General features: G+C 60.3%; 10 protein-coding genes. All 10 read right to left on the reverse strand.

Going from position 1 to position 14,754, the window contains the following annotated elements; translation table 11 throughout:
- Window positions 1–14: 14 nt before the first annotated feature.
- The 10 genes from HGP31_RS04930 to HGP31_RS04975 all read right to left on the reverse strand — a co-directional run bounded on the left by HGP31_RS04930 (window position 15) and on the right by HGP31_RS04975 (window position 14,383).
- Window positions 15–1,190 carry an alginate O-acetyltransferase gene (locus tag HGP31_RS04930; protein WP_020796870.1) on the reverse strand — a complete coding sequence of 392 codons (1,176 nt, stop codon included), beginning with the start codon at window positions 1,188–1,190 and terminating at the stop codon, window positions 15–17.
- A gap of 11 nt (window positions 1,191–1,201) precedes the next feature.
- Window positions 1,202–2,767 (reverse strand): MBOAT family O-acyltransferase, encoded by a 1,566-nt coding sequence (locus HGP31_RS04935; protein WP_020796869.1) that lies wholly within the window; start codon window positions 2,765–2,767, stop codon window positions 1,202–1,204.
- 199 nt (window positions 2,768–2,966) lie between these two features.
- A complete protein-coding gene (locus HGP31_RS04940) occupies window positions 2,967–4,091 on the reverse strand; it encodes a mannuronate-specific alginate lyase (RefSeq protein WP_020796868.1) in 1,125 nt (374 codons plus the stop codon).
- An 8-nt stretch (window positions 4,092–4,099) separates the two neighbouring features.
- The gene (locus HGP31_RS04945; protein WP_020796867.1) at window positions 4,100–5,563 is read right to left on the reverse strand and encodes an alginate O-acetyltransferase; all 1,464 of its coding nucleotides are present in this window, start codon (window positions 5,561–5,563) and stop codon (window positions 4,100–4,102) included.
- A 10-nt stretch (window positions 5,564–5,573) separates the two neighbouring features.
- Window positions 5,574–7,178: a mannuronan 5-epimerase AlgG gene (algG, locus tag HGP31_RS04950; RefSeq protein ID WP_151140510.1), complete on the reverse strand. Its 1,605-nt coding sequence runs from the start codon at window positions 7,176–7,178 to the stop codon at window positions 5,574–5,576.
- 26 nt (window positions 7,179–7,204) lie between these two features.
- Window positions 7,205–8,695 carry an alginate export family protein gene (locus HGP31_RS04955; RefSeq protein ID WP_020796865.1) on the reverse strand — a complete coding sequence of 497 codons (1,491 nt, stop codon included), beginning with the start codon at window positions 8,693–8,695 and terminating at the stop codon, window positions 7,205–7,207.
- The gene (algK, locus tag HGP31_RS04960; protein WP_020796864.1) at window positions 8,692–10,071 is read right to left on the reverse strand and encodes an alginate biosynthesis TPR repeat lipoprotein AlgK; all 1,380 of its coding nucleotides are present in this window, start codon (window positions 10,069–10,071) and stop codon (window positions 8,692–8,694) included. Before algK ends, HGP31_RS04955 begins: the two co-directional genes overlap by 4 nt.
- Window positions 10,072–10,209: 138 nt before the next feature.
- Window positions 10,210–11,379, reverse strand: coding sequence for an alginate biosynthesis protein Alg44 (locus HGP31_RS04965; RefSeq protein ID WP_020796863.1), 1,170 nt, complete (start codon window positions 11,377–11,379; stop codon window positions 10,210–10,212).
- A gap of 36 nt (window positions 11,380–11,415) precedes the next feature.
- Window positions 11,416–12,897 carry a mannuronan synthase gene (gene alg8, locus HGP31_RS04970; protein ID WP_020796862.1) on the reverse strand — a complete coding sequence of 494 codons (1,482 nt, stop codon included), beginning with the start codon at window positions 12,895–12,897 and terminating at the stop codon, window positions 11,416–11,418.
- A gap of 169 nt (window positions 12,898–13,066) precedes the next feature.
- The gene (locus HGP31_RS04975; RefSeq protein ID WP_168757259.1) at window positions 13,067–14,383 is read right to left on the reverse strand and encodes a nucleotide sugar dehydrogenase; all 1,317 of its coding nucleotides are present in this window, start codon (window positions 14,381–14,383) and stop codon (window positions 13,067–13,069) included.
- Window positions 14,384–14,754: the final 371 nt, after the last annotated feature.

Raw genomic sequence — 14,754 nt, forward strand, 5'->3', positions numbered from 1 at the left:
AGTACCTCTCTCTTTCAGTTTTGCGCCCGGTCGGGCGTCTCGGATTTAGTGTTTGCGGCTACGTTTTGTTGGCGGGCACCGGCTTGTTTAAGCTCTGCGACCCACTGCGGGTCGGCGTCGCCGATTTCGTTGTTCACAGGCAGATAACGTTCAGGAAACTCCCAGATCAGCACTTGTGGCGGGCTGTTCTTGAATGCGTCGCTCTTGAGGTAGCTGAGCATCGGCAGGATCGGGCCGTGGCCGTCTTCGGCGTAACTGACCACGTCGCTGCGCAGGGCTTGTTTCAGCGCGCCGACGAAGTTCCAGTTCGGGTTGGCGCTGTAGCTGGTGCCGATCAGCGCAACCGGTACTTCGGTGTTGGCGAACAGGGCATCGTCACCAGCCGGCTGGTCTTGCGCGGCAACGGTGTTGCGCTTCTGCAAAGGCTCTTGCGCCGGCATCAGGTTTTCGAACAGCGGGTCCAGCGGCAGGAACAGGCGCAGGTCGCCTTTGTGGGTGATTTTTTCCGCAGGCTCGGTGACGAAGTCTTGCGGTTCGCCGCTCAGCGGGTACTTGTCGGCAATGGTCTTGGCCAGGCGATCGGCGGCAACCTCGGCGCCTTCCGGAGTCCAGTGGGTGTCGGTGCGCAGGAACACTTGCTTGCCGTCGTTTTTGGCCGCTTGCAAGGGGCCCAGCAAATCAGGGGCAAGGATGCGGTTAGCGGCCAGGCGCTTGTGGAAGTCCTGGTAAAGGTTGGCGTGGATGCTGGCCGGTTTCGCCTCACCCAGGTGTTCCGGGTACAGGCGCACCTTGGCCGGAACCACCGCCATCACCAGTTTCACGCCTTTGTCCTTCAGGGTTTGACGCACGCCTTCGACCAGCGCGTAGTTGCCTTGCAGGTTCAGCTCTTCGTTGACGACCGGATGGAATTCTTCATCGCTGTACAGCCACTGGTCGCGACCGAGCACAACGCCAGGACGACCTTCGTTGAACAGTTTGAAATCCAGCGCGGCCCAGAGGTTGGTGCCCAGGCGCTTGATCGGGAATTCCTCGTCGTAGTGCGTCTCCACGGCCTTGGTCCAGCGGCCGTTGAGCACTGTCGCATCGGCGTTGGTGCTGAAGCCGAGGAAGCTGCGGACCGACCACAGGCCCAGGGCCAGCAGCGTCACCAGGAACAGGGCGATGTAGAAGATGCGTAATGAGCGGGTCATGGTCAGATCCCTCAGAACTGGAAGTAAAGGAACGGCGAGAAGCTTTGCGCCGAGAGTTTGAGAATCGAGGCGATGAACAGCAGCAGCACCAGGGCACGCATTGCGTAGCGTGACCAGTCAGCAGTCCAGTAGGCCGGTTGCACCTGGGCTTCGACGCCGACGGTGTAGCCAGGCTGGTGGATGCTCGCCGGGTTATCCCCAGGCACGGCTTTGATCGTGCCGGCTGTTGCGGCGGCCGGACCGTCTGCATCGACGTTCACCGCAGGCTTGGTCTTGACCGGTGGCTGATTGCTGTAGAAATCACGCAGGCCGAAGAACGCCAGGGTTACGTAGGCCACGATCAGGGTTGCGATCTGCAAGCCGGTGAGGCTGGCCTGGTTGAGTTCCGACAGCGACCATTCGCCGAAGCTGAACATGGCGCCGTACATGCGACCGGCCACGTGCAGGTTTTCCGCACGGAAGATCACCCAGCCCATCACCACCAGCAGGAAGGTCAGTGCCCAGCGGATCGGGTTGAAGCTGCGCGGTGAAGTGTTCAGGCCGATGGCTTTCTCGATCGCCAGCCACATGCCGTGCCACGCACCCCAGACGATGTAGGTGATGTTCGCACCGTGCCAAAGGCCACCGAGCAGCATGGTCAGGAACAGGTTGCGATAGGTGGTCAGCGTGCCTTTGCGGTTACCGCCCAGGGTGATGTACAGGTAGTCACGCAGCCAGGTCGACAGGCTGATGTGCCAGCGGCGCCAGAACTCGGTGATTGACTGGCTGATGTACGGCTGCTTGAAGTTTTCCATGAAGCGGAAACCCATCATCAAGCCTAGGCCGATGGCCATGTCGCTGTAGCCGGAGAAGTCGAAGTACAACTGCGCGGTGTAGGCGAGGGCGCCGAGCCAGGCATCACCCGTGGTCGGGTTTTGCAGGGCGAAGCAATGGTCAGCCACCACCGCGAGGGTGTCGGCGATGAAGACCTTCTTGATGAAACCCTGCATGAACCGCGTGCAGCCCTCGGAGAACTTGTCGAGGGTATGGGTGCGGTTGTTGAATTGGTCGGCCAGGTCGCGAAAACGCAACACGGGACCGGCGATCAGGTGCGGGAAGATCGCCACGAACGCTGCGAAGTCGATCAGGTTGCGAGTCGCCGGGGTATCACCACGGTAGACGTCGATGATGTAGCTGATGGACTCGAAGATGTAGAACGAGATACCGATCGGCAGCAGCACGTGGGTCAGGATGAATGGCTCAAGACCGACCGAGGTCATCATGGCGTTGATGCTGTCGACGCCGAAGTTGGCGTACTTGAAGTAGCCGAGGATACACAGGTCGACGGCAACGCCCAGCAGCAGCCAGCGCTGCGCCGGTTTGGTCCTGACGCCGGCGGCACCGACTTTCAGGCCGATCCAGTAGTTCCACAGCGTGACCGCCGCGAACAGTGCGAGGAAGTCCACACGCCACCAGGCGTAGAACATATAGCTGGCAATCAGCAGCAGCAAATTGCGATAGCGTTGCCCGCTCAAGTAGTACAAGCCGAGAAAGATCGGCAAGAACAAAAACAGGAACACGTTGGATGAAAACACCATCCCGATCTCTCCTTGTCTGAAACTACATTCAAGGGCCAACGGCCCCCCCAAACCCCCCGCAAAATCCGGAGAGATACATGATCGTTCCCACGCTCTGCGTGGGAATGCCTCAATGGACGCTCTGCGTCCGCTTCGGCATGTGACGCGGAGCGTCACGGGCTGCATTCCCACGCAGAGCGTGGGAACGATCAGCGTTGACTCAACTGCCTTTGTTACCCTTCTCGTTCGCCGGGTCATAGACCTTGGTCAGGTCACCGCCGAGGCGGAAGGTCTTGAACGGTTGCATCTTGTGCTTCTTCTCCAGCACATCCGGCGAGCAGGTGTAGAGCGTGCAGAACGGTTCGAGCCAGGCGAATTTCGAGTCGACCTTCAGGTCGGTCATGTCCTGTTCCTTGCCGTTCTTTTCTTCGAACTCGTCAGGATCTTTCACCCCGGCCAGCACGCGATCACCCAGGCGCTTGAGCGCGCTGTTGTTTTCCTGGCGCAGATCCACGCCATTGACCTGGGCGAAACTGGCGATCATCGCCAGCGGCGGCAGGGCGTAGTTGTGATAGGCCAGCGCCCGTTGCTGGCGCTTGAGTTCGTTGGGCAAGAATCCCTGGGCGTCGACCTGATTGACGCCGACCTTGTATTCCTTGACGGCCCAGTCGAACAGGTCGCGGCGGTTGGTGGCGACGGACGTTGCCATCACCGACCAGGCTGCCCAGTACGAGTGGTTGTTGGTTTTTTCCAGCGGCAGGTTGTCCCAGTCGCTGACCACCTGATCGGCCATCTTGCTGAACCAGGCCTCAATCAGCTGCGACTCCTGCTGATGGTTGGCCAGCGGACGGGAGTCGGAGAATTTCAGGCGGATGTACGAAGACGCCATGCTGCCCAATGCCCATTTGCGCATCGACTTGCCGGTGTGGTTGAAGTCCTTGGACATCAAGGCATCCGCCTTGGCCCATGCAGTCAACCAGTTCAACGTGCATTCCAGCTGTTCCGGACGACCATCGCGCATGAACTGCATGACGCGCTTGCTGGTACCGCGCTCGATCTTGGTGATGTCGGCGGTGCTGTCACGAAAGGCTTTTTCCGATTGCACGTTCAGCGTTGAACGCGCTTTGTCCGAGCCTTCGTACTTGCTGCGAAATTGCAGCGAGCCGGTGTACGGTGTCGGCATCGCATCACAGTCTTCGCTCTTGTCGCCGGCTTTGACTTTCTCGATGGGCGCGAAGTAACCCTGCGGCGGACGCAATGGCGCCGCGGCTTGAGTTGCGCCGGCGAACATCGCCAGGCTCAAAAGCGTCGGCGCCAACAGTTTTTTCAAGTTCGGATTTCGCATAGCAGACCTCATTGCCCGGCTGAAGCGGTACGTTGCCCAGCGTCCGGGAATACGTTGCGTTTGCAGACTTTCGCTTCGACTTTCTGTGGCGCGGCGCCTGCTTTTTCAGGCCCCTGGATTTCGACGGCCAGCAGATTCTGCGAGGCCCAGTCTTCGTCCGTGCGCAACTCGAAGGCGAAACGCCCGTCGGTGTCGGAAGTTTCCGGTTTTTCGATCTTGATGTCCTCGTGGCGCCCGTTCATGTACCAGAGGGTGGCTTGCAGGGTTTTCACCGAGGTGTCGGCGAAGCGGATGTCGACCTGGTGACTGCTGTTTTGCAGATTCAGGTTTTTGCTGTTGACCATCAGTTCGTTCTTGCCAGGTTTCAGGGTGGTGCTGCCGGACAACTGTGCAGCCTTGCCTTCGCAACCGTTGTCCAGCAGCGCCATCATCTGGCGGTAGATGGTTTCCTGGTCCAGGCGATAGAGCGGCGAGAATTCCCAGATGAGAATTTTCGGTGGAGTCTTCTGGAACTCGTCGCTGCCCAGGTACTGCAGCATCGAACCTTCCAGGCCGCCGCCGGGGAAGGCTACGTTGAGCACATCGGCGCCGATGGCCTCTTCGAGGAAACCGGAGAAGTTGTAGTTCTTGCCGCTGTGACTGGTGCCGACCAGGGTGATCTGCGGATTGCCGGATTCGCCGAACAGATCGCCATCACCTGCCTCACCCTTGGGTTCGGTGGTGAATTGATCCATGTACTGGACCGCATAGCTGGTGCCACAGAGTTGACCGGCCATGTTATGCAACGTTCCGTTCTTGCCCATGCGACCCGACTTGTGGGTCTCGAATTCGCGCTTGGGAATGTCGGCGAAGGCCGGAATCTGCTTGACCTTCTCGGCCACGATTTTCGCCGTGCGCTGCGCGCCATAAGGCGTCCAGTGCTGGTCGCCACGGAAGTAGAAGTCGTGGGCGGGCAGGGTCTCGGGCAGCTGTTCGTTGGTCAGCGGCGACAGGTCCGGCACCACGTAACCCATCTGCGCGAAGCGGCCGAGCATGGTCTTGTAGTTCTTCAATGCCTTGTCGAAGTCGAAGCTGGCTTTCTCTGCCGGGTTCAACTTGTTGCGGTTCACCAGGCCACGGGTGGGTTGATAAACCACCACGAGTTCCACGCCTTTGCTCTTGAACGCATCGTGCAGTTGCTTCATGCGCTTGTAGCCGGCGGGCGTGGTGTCGAATTCGGTGCGCAAGTCTTCCTGGGTACGAAACAACCAGTCGCCTTGAGCCTGCACCAGGGTGGTGAAGTTCTGCTGGTAGCGCGTGGTGTAGTTCTTCGGATCGTGGGCCGCGGGGCACAGGCTGCAGCACGGTTCGGCGCTGAATTTCGGTGGACTTACGTTACCGGCAGCATCGTCTGCTCGCACACCGCCGCTGGCGGCGAGAATGCCGGCGGTCAGGGCCGACAGGCTGAGTAATTTGATCAAGTGTGGGTGCATAAAATTATCCTCAGTCCTGCATTTCGGTCTGGCGTTCGACAGGGTCGATCAGCACGGCTTTCTGCTGGCGCACCAGCAGGTCGAGAATTTCATCCTGGCGCTCGCCGAGGATCCCCGTGAAGCTGATGCCGCTGGTTTTGGTCGGTGCGAGCATGGACACGCGATACAACTCGACGCTCAACGGCGAGTCGATGGACAGCGGGCCACTGCCGTTGGCCGCCAGTTCACCGCCGACCACGATCAGCGACACCTGGGCGTCGAACGGGTCGAGCTTGATGTCACGGTCGGTGTCGCTCAGGTCCTTGATGTGCCCGTAGACGCCGGTCAGGCCGTTGGCCATGGCGATGTTTTCGTAGAGGCGGATGTTCACGCTGTTACGAACGCGGATGCCATGGCGCCGGTTGCTGATCACCTTGTTGCCCCACAGCAGGTTGTCGCCACTCTCGTAGAGAGTGATGCCGTCGGTGTGGTTCTGGTAGATCTCGTTGTAGGCGATCAGGTTGTTGATGCTGTTACGGTCGATCACGATGCCCGACAACTTGTTGTCGTAGCTGCGGTTGTTGAAGATGAAGCTGTCGTTGACCTCACGGGAAATGATGATCCCGTGCTTCTTCTTCGTGCCATGCACCGTGTTGTCGGCAATGATCAGGCCATGGGAACGGTCATGCGGGTCAATGCCGTAGACGATGTTGTCCTTGTAGGTGTTGCCCTTGACCACGAAATCGCGGGTTTCGTAGCAGTAGAAGCCGTACCACATGTCCGAGAATTCGGAACCAATGATCCAGCCGGTCGGTTCAGGACGCTTGAGCACCTTCGCCATGTTCGGCGTGTACTGGGAAATACTCACACCGTAGGACTTACTGTTGGCGTAGCCGAAACTGGCCATCTTGCTGTTGGCGATGTAGGTCTCGGTGCCACCCCAGGCCAGCAGGAACGGGCGGAATTCCTTGGGCGACTTGAAGGCCGCCGGGCCGTTCGCCTTCTCGCTCCAGCCAGTGACCTTGGTATCACGCACGAACAACTGGCCGTCGTTGACCAGGAACGACCCGGCCTCCTGGGACAGGCGCAGTTCCTGGGTCTGTTGGTCGATTTCAAGGATGCCTTTCTCACCCACGACGATCGGCAATCTGGCCAGGAATACGCCCGGCGAAGTTTCGCTGAAGTACTGCTTGGGCAGCTTCTTGGCCAGGTCCTTGAGGTTCATGTAGCCGTCGTCGACGAAGATCGCCTGTGGGATGCCGTGCTGACGCACCACCCACTCGGCCATCTTGTTGTCGCCACCGATGAAGTCCTTCAGGGCGTTCTCTTGCATCATCCGGCGCACGCTGATCTTGCCGGCCTTTGTGCGCACGATTTTCGCGGCGATCGCCTCGGCGGTGTAGCCCGAGGTGTCCGGCAGTTTCGGCTTGGCCAACTCCAGCGGCGCGACCGGCGCGCTGCTGACGGTGTAGGTCCTGGCGTGTTGCAGTCCCTTGGCCATGGTGGCCGACTTGGTTGCTTGAGGCGCCGCCGACTCCACATTGGCCTGCGCTGCGTTGGCGAAGCTGGCCGCGCTGGCCAGTAGCAACGCGCCGGCCAACAGGCTGATCGAGCCTTTCATGGCTTGATGATTCATCTGGGAGACTCCCTTCGCAATGTGCATCAGAAGCGCCAGACCACGTCGACGAACGCGCGGTGCATGTACGAATCGACTTCTTTGCCATAGGCATCGCCCGGTTTGAACACACCGCCGCGGAAGCGCACCAGGGCCGAAGGTTCATCGATCTTCTGGCTCAACGCCGCCGGCAACAGGCCTTGCTTGAAGTACTTGGTGACTACCAGATCCATTTCCTGGCCGAGGTCTTTGTCGCCATCGTTGAGCGGCAGGGAGGTGCTGGACAGTACGGCGCCGGTAACGTCGTCGGTGTTGTTCTGCACTGCGTCAATGCCGTCGCTGGTGATCGGCTTGTTACCGTCGACACGCCAGAATTTGTGGTAGATCAGGCTGGCGTCGTATTCGTCGTTAAGCATCCATGAACCGAACAGCGTGGCCGATTGCATGTTGTTCATTTCGCCACGGAAGGCTTCGCCGAAACGGTGCACCCGCGAGCGGGTACCGGTGTAGTTCGAGCGGTTGCTTTCCAGGCCGTTCTGTTCGTAATCAGCGCTGGCACGGGCGTAGGCGGCACCGACCTGCCATTGCGGATCCAGGCGCAGGCGTACACCGAGGTCGGTAGCCCAGCCATCGACATTGCCGCTGCTCTTGGGTTGCGCGGGGGCGGTTCCATCGGCGTTCAGCGGGTTGACCGTATCGCGGTCGCCACTCATGCCGGTGATGCTGCCCCAGTAGTTGAAGGTGTTGGTGTTGCGCCAGTTATAGGCGTCGCTGTTGGCCTGCAGGCCCAGCCAACTGATGTCGCCGTTCTGTTTCTTGTCCAGCGAATCACTGGCAACCCCTGGCTGCGCGTAGTCCAGCTTGCCGTCATCGTGGGTGTGATGACCGCGGATGCCGGCCCAATGACCTGGTGTCCACTGGTATTCGGCATCGGCGTAGGCGTGCAGGCGGTCCTTGTCCTTGGGTGCCAGTTCCTTGAGATCGGTGCGGTACTCGCTGAAGCGTTCGGCGATACCGGCGTTGGCGCGCAACAGCGTGGTGTCGAAGGTCCAGTTCAGGGCTTCGATGTTGGTGTCACGCCATTGACCGTCATCGTTGTTCAGACGCTGGCGACCGAGTTTGAGGATCTCGCCGGGGTAGGGCGTGAAGCCGCTGTAGCCGACCCAGAACTCGCGCATCGCCAGGTAGTTCTTCTTGGTTTTGCGGTCGCTGTTGTCGGTATTCTGCGTGCCATCGCTGGCGGATTCCTGCAAGGTGTCGGTCTCGATGATGTCTGTTGACGTCACGGCCTGGCCCATGGCGTACGCGCTCCACGCGCCGCTCTCGCCATACACCCAAGGGCGCAAGTCCAGGCCCAGGCCGTTGACGTCGCCGCCACTCTGGGTGCCGAGGTCACGGTCGTCCTCGGACTGGCCGGTGATTTTCACGTCCAGGCCGTAGTTCTTGGTTTCTTCTGTCATCGCCGCCAGTGTCGGGCAGGACCAGATCAGCGCGAACGTCAGGCCGATACCGGCCTTCATGAATGGATTCAACTTCATAGGGATTCCTCGCCGTCTTCTTCTTGCAGGGCGTGCAGTTGCAGCGTGTTCTGGCTCAAGTTGCCGCGAACGGCCTGTTCCTGTTTCAACAGGCGTTGGGCCTGGGCCAGCTGCGCAGGTGGCAGTTGGGCTTCAAGTGTTTGCGCAAGCTCGGTGGCTTGCGGGGTGTTCTGGGCCTTGGCGAGCTGGCTGAACACGTACGCATTGAGTGGGTCAGGCTTGGTGCCTTTGCCTTGGGAAAACAGTTGGGCGATGGCGAAGTCGGCACTGTTCTGGCCATTGCGCGCAGCGGTCAGCAGGTGGTCGAGGGCCTTCTGCGGGTAGACCTTGCCCAGGTAGCCACGGCGATAGATCTGGCCGAGGTAGTAATCGGCGGCGATTTCGCGGCCGACTGCTTTCTGGAAGTGTTCCTCGGCGACCTTGGCGTCGGCCGGGACCATCTTGCCTTCGTAGTAGAGCTTGCCCAGCAGCAGCTCGGCGCGCGGTTGGTCAGCGGCGCGGCCGTTGTCCAGGTACTTCATCATCTGGTCGACATCGCCAAGTTCCGGGAAGTCATAGAGCAGTTGCGCCAGGCTGACCCAGGAAGCGGGGTAGCCGGGGGCGATCTCTTCGAGCAGCGACTGCGCGGTTTTTTCGTCGGTCTTGCCCAGGCTCGCATCGCCGAGCACGCGAGCCACACTGTCCACCCGCTGGGCGGAGACGGTGCCGCGACTGTGCGCCGCCTGCATCTGCTTGATCAGCTCGGCCTGTTGTTCCGGTTTACCTTGTTTCTGGTAGACCGTGGCCAGTTCGACGTAGCAGATGTCGGTGGTGTTGAGCGCGGCTTTGCAGACCGTTTCGACTTCATCGAGATGCTGGTCGTAGGTGCCTTGGGTGCGATAGAGCAGCACCTGCGCCAGACCCGCTTCCGGTTTGCCTTCGGCGCGCCATTGGCTGATCTGCTGTTGCGCATTGACGTTGGGGAAGCTGTGCGGATATTGCAGATACAGCATCGCCAACGGGATCAGGGTGTTGCCTTCACCGGCGGCCGAGGCCTTTTTCAACAGGCCTTCGGCTTCGTGCTGTTCAGCTTCGGTTGAACCAGGTTTGGCCACCAGCAGGCGACCCAGGCGTGCCTGGGCACGCGGTGAAACGCTGGCGGCGGCGCGGTAGGTCGCCTCGGCCTGTTTCATCTGCGCCGGGTCGCGGCTGTCGACCTGAATATCGGCCAGGCCGACCTGGGCTTCGCTGTAGCCCAGCTCCGCCAGTTGCTGGTAGTTCGCCGCCGCGGTGGCGGTATCGCCACGCTTGAGCGCTTCGTTGGCCAGGCGTTGGTCGGGCAGGCCGGCGCAACCCGCCAGGCTGACTGCCAATGCTACTGCACACAGAGATCCCATGTGGGAGCGAGCCTGCTCGCGAAGCAGACCACTTGGTGCATCAGACAGACCGCGCTGAGCCCTTCGCGAGCAGGCTCGCTCCCACAGGGCTTTTGGTGTTCTGAGGATTGGTGGAATCGTCACAGGCATGTCCTCCGGTTACAGACCAGCAGCCATGGCTTTATCGATCAGCCAGTTCAGGTTAGGGCCACGGTCGCTGTTAACTTCCACGGGACGGCCGGCCAGGTTGCTGCCCAGGGCTTCGTCAGGCTGGATCAGTACGCGGATGTCGGAGGACAGGTCGGCGCTTTTCAGGCTGGTGCTGCTGACGATTTTGCCGGTGCGGGTCTTGTCTTCGCCGGCGATCTGGAAGCGCACCGGGGTGCCCGGCAATACGTCGCTGAACTGGCGATAGGAGAAGCGCGCCTCGACGTTGGCTTCGGTGTTGCGTGGCACCAGCTGGAAGATCACGTCACCCTTGCTGGCGTATTGACCGTTGGACACCATTTGCTGGGCCACGATGCAATCGCAAGGCGACGTCAGGGTGCCCGTCATTTGCTTGCCGAAGAGCTCTGCAACCTTGGCCGGGGCCAGTTGATCGTCTTCCAGGTGACCTTTGAGCACGTCGAGCATGCTGGTGCTGAAGGTTGCCAGCGGCGCGCCTTTGGCGGCAACGCCATCAGCTTTCACCAGGCTCTGCACGGTGCCGTCGCGGGGCATGGTGATGTTCACACCCGGCACGCTGACAATGCCCGCCTGGGCGTGGCTGACAAAGTACATGCCGTACACCGACTTGAAGATGAAGCCGAACGCCGCCAGGCCGACGACAAAAATCCCCAGGCTGAAGGTCACCGCTTTCATGCGCCCGAAGGCGCTCATGCCGTGACCGCCATCCTTGTTCTTGCGCGCCTTGGTGAAGTTGTCGCGCTGCAGGGTCGCCAGCACTTCGCCGATGGTGACGATGTCGCCGGCCAGGTGCGACGTGATCAGGTGGCGCAAGGTCGAAATGTCTTGCGGCTCCAGGTTCTGGAACTGGCAACCGGTGCGACCGGTCTCGCGATCGCAGGAACGTACCTGCAATTCCACGTCCATGGCCAGGCCAAGGTTGTCGATGACGAATTGCAGTCGGGCCTTGTACTTGTCGCCGACTTTCAGTGGCAGTTGCCCGGCGTTGAAGGCCAGGCCACCGGCGGAAAGGTCGATCACTCGCGCCTCGACCGGGGTCCGGTCGGGGCCGAAGAAACGCAGCTTGGCCGGGATTTTCACGCGGGCGTGTTGGCGCTGGGCTTCGGATTCGTGCACTACGTTGGCGTTGACGGCGGTATTCATAAAGGCGATTTCCTGGTTAATTCAAAAAGGGGGCGGTCAGACCATCATCAGCAGCACGGCGACAAAGATGCTGCCGGCGGAGAAGGTCATGGTCCGAGACGACCAGGTGTTGAACCAACGTTGAAAGCTGGCGAGATCACGGGTCAGGGCAGTGGGCTGGCGAGTCCAGGACTGTTGGTCGAGGCGGAAGAACACGTAGATCTTCACCAGTGCGCCAACGATCTGGTTGTAATAGAGAATCGCTGGGTAGGCTGGACCGATCCGGTGGCCGGAGCACGACAGCAGCAGGGTCAGGATCAGGCGGGTGATGCCGATCCACAGCAGGTACACCAGGATGAACGCGGTGCCGTACTTGAAGCTGGCGATCAACGCCACGGTCAGGCCCAGCAGCGAGGTCCACATCGACACGCGCTGATCGAACAACACCACGGATGTGAACGCACCGAGGCGCTTGACCCCCAGGCCGAGTGCGCGGGAGTTCTGCCGCAGGTTGTTGCCGTACCAGCGGAACATCAGCTTGCGACTGGCCTTGATGAAGCTCTTTTCCGGAGGATGCTCGACGGTGTTGATCGCGGCATCAGGCACGTAGAAGGTGTCGTAGCCCAGGCGCATCAGGCTGAACCAGCTGGACTTGTCGTCGCCGGTGAGGAACTTGAAACGACCCAGGCGCCAGTGTTGCAGCGAGTCGCTTTCCACGTCGGCGATGAATTCCGGGTTGGTGACCACGGTGGCACGGAACACCGACATCCGCCCGGTCATGGTCAGCACGCGCTTGGACAGGGCCATCGAGCACATGTTGATGTGACGCTGGGCGAAACGCAGCTTGTGCCACTCGCTCATGATGTAGCCGCCGCGCACTTCGCAGAATTCGTTGGTGGTCAGGCCACCGACGTTGCCGAACAGCTGGAACCACGGCACGGTCTTGCGCACGACGCCTTCGCCGAGCACGGTATCGCCATCGATCACGGCCACCACGGCGCGGTCGTCCGGCAGGTGACGGGAGATGGCGCGGAAACCGAAAGCCAGGCCATCGCGCTTACCTGTACCGGGAATGCGCACGAAGTCGAGCTTCACCCGGGCAGGCGGATTCATCCGGCTCCACAGGCTCTTGACCAGCAGTTCATCGGACATTTCGACGATGGAGCAGACCACGGTGGTCGGCAACTCGCAGTCGATCGCTTCGCGGATCACTGAGCTGTAGACCTGCGCGGTGGTCAGGGCGTCGATACGGAAACTGGTGACCATCAAAAATACGTGGGACGGGTCCGCCGCCTTGCCCAGCTTGCGCACTTTGCGCCGCAGGTGCGGATAGACCACGTACAGGAACAGCATGCCGCGCAGGAAGTGCGTGGCACCCATCGAGTAGCGCCAGATACCGACGATACCGATCAGGAAAATGAAGTCCTTCGACTCGGAGTCGAACGTGGACACAGGCAGCGCCATGGCGATGCCCATCAGTAAACTTAGATAAAACAGCCAACCGGCGGCCTGGAGTAGGCCGTTCTTTAGCCTGTGCATAATCGGAATCCTAAAGTCAGTTGCAAGTCTCGCGCCCCTGTAGGAGCCGGCTTGTCGGCGATGGCGATCTCAGGTACGCCATCGCTGGCAAGCCAGCTCCTACAGATTTGCGGTGATCTGTAGGAGCCGGCTTGCTGGCGATCAGCTTGAAGCGCTTACAACCCGCCGGTTACCAGCAAATGCCTTCAGCCCGGCCATCCGTGCTGGTGGCCTTGGACATGAAGCCGACCAGGTCGATCACTTGCTTGCCGTGCGGGACGTCTTGCACCAGGGCGCGGAATTTCTCGTCACGGTTGCCGAGGATGATCACGTCGGAGTTGTTGATCACCGCGTCGAAGTCGGAATTGAGCAAGGACGAGACATGCGGGATCTTCGACTCGATGTAGTCCTTGTTCGCACCGTGGACACGGGCGTACTCGACGTTGCTGTCGTAGATGCTCAGGTCGTAGCCCTTGCCGATCAGCATTTCTGCCAGGTCAACCAATGGGCTTTCGCGCAGGTCGTCGGTGCCGGCCTTGAAGCTCAGGCCCAGCAGCGCGACTTTGCGTTTGTCGTGGCTGGACACGATGTCGAAGGCGTTCTGCACCTGGGACTCGTTACTGCGCATCAGCGAGTTGAGCAGCGGTGCTTCGACGTCCAGGGAACCGGCGCGGTAGGTCAGGGCACGCACGTCCTTGGGCAGGCAGGAGCCGCCGAAGGCGAAGCCTGGGCGCATGTAGTACTGGGACAGGTTCAGGGTCTTGTCCTGGCAAACCACGTCCATCACTTCACGACCATCGACGCCGACAGCCTTGGCGATGTTGCCGATCTCGTTGGCGAAGGTCACCTTGGTGGCGTGCCACACGTTGCAGGTGTACTTGATCATTTCGGCAACGGCGATGTCCTTGCGGATGATCGGCGCGTCGAGTTCTTCGTACAGCGATTGCAGGACGTCGCCCGAGGCCTTGTCGAACTCGCCGATGACGGTCATTGGCGGCTGGTCGTAGTCGGCGATCGCGGTGCTTTCGCGCAGGAACTCAGGGTTGACCGCGACACCGAAATCGACACCGGCCTTCTTGCCGGAGCAGTCTTCGAGAATCGGGATGACAACGTTTGCCACGGTACCCGGCAAAACGGTGCTGCGGACCACGATAGTGTGACGGGTAGTCTTGTCGCGCAGGACAAAACCAATCTCGCGGCACACGGCCTCGATGTAGTTCAGTTCCAGGTCGCCGTTCTTCTTGCTCGGCGTGCCGACGCAAATCATCGACAGGTCGGTATCGCGAATCGCCTCGGCGAAGTTGGTCGTGCCGCGCAGACGGCCAGTCTCGATTCCCTGCGCCAGAAGTTCGCCCAGGCCCGGTTCAACGATCGGCGATTTGCCGGCATTGATCATATCGATCTTGTCTTTGGCAACATCGACGCCAACGACGTCATGGCCCCGTGCAGACAGGCAACCGGCACAGACGGCGCCAACGTAACCCAAACCAAATATGCTGATGCGCATCGCAATTACCTCTCTATTATCAAGCCTGTTTTCATCGAGCCATTAATTGGCCGAAGTTAAGGGTGTTCAGCGGTCATAGTGCACGGGCAACTACGGCTTATAGGCGCCACAGTGTCGCGTGCAGGCATTCAAAGTTTCGAGTGTCTAAGCAGTTCACTCAAAGTGTGCGCAACTAGGCCTTATTGTTCTGATGTGCCTTGCCATGCAGCCGGTCTTCCAGTCAGAAGACAATGGGCAAAGGTCTTGCGCGCTCAAAGCCAGGCCGTGAGGCCTGTAAATCAAGCGGTTGGGTGCTCAGGGAAGCACGTTTATAGGGGGCGCAGCCTTGGCCTTGTAAGGGATAGTGATATGCGTATCTCCAGTCCTTAATG

Origin of the sequence: Pseudomonas umsongensis, from assembly GCF_012647205.1 — a bacterium.
GTDB lineage: Bacteria > Pseudomonadota > Gammaproteobacteria > Pseudomonadales > Pseudomonadaceae > Aquipseudomonas > Aquipseudomonas umsongensis.

Coding starts and splice junctions, on each gene's coding strand:
- HGP31_RS04930 (WP_020796870.1), bottom strand. CDS start 1,190: ATGACCCGCTCATTACGCATCTTCTACATCGCCCTGTTCCTGGTGACG.
- HGP31_RS04935 (WP_020796869.1), bottom strand. CDS start 2,767: ATGGTGTTTTCATCCAACGTGTTCCTGTTTTTGTTCTTGCCGATCTTT.
- HGP31_RS04940 (WP_020796868.1), bottom strand. CDS start 4,091: ATGCGAAATCCGAACTTGAAAAAACTGTTGGCGCCGACGCTTTTGAGC.
- HGP31_RS04945 (WP_020796867.1), bottom strand. CDS start 5,563: ATGCACCCACACTTGATCAAATTACTCAGCCTGTCGGCCCTGACCGCC.
- algG (WP_151140510.1), bottom strand. CDS start 7,178: ATGAATCATCAAGCCATGAAAGGCTCGATCAGCCTGTTGGCCGGCGCG.
- HGP31_RS04955 (WP_020796865.1), bottom strand. CDS start 8,695: ATGAAGTTGAATCCATTCATGAAGGCCGGTATCGGCCTGACGTTCGCG.
- algK (WP_020796864.1), bottom strand. CDS start 10,071: ATGGGATCTCTGTGTGCAGTAGCATTGGCAGTCAGCCTGGCGGGTTGC.
- HGP31_RS04965 (WP_020796863.1), bottom strand. CDS start 11,379: ATGAATACCGCCGTCAACGCCAACGTAGTGCACGAATCCGAAGCCCAG.
- alg8 (WP_020796862.1), bottom strand. CDS start 12,897: ATGCACAGGCTAAAGAACGGCCTACTCCAGGCCGCCGGTTGGCTGTTT.
- HGP31_RS04975 (WP_168757259.1), bottom strand. CDS start 14,383: ATGCGCATCAGCATATTTGGTTTGGGTTACGTTGGCGCCGTCTGTGCC.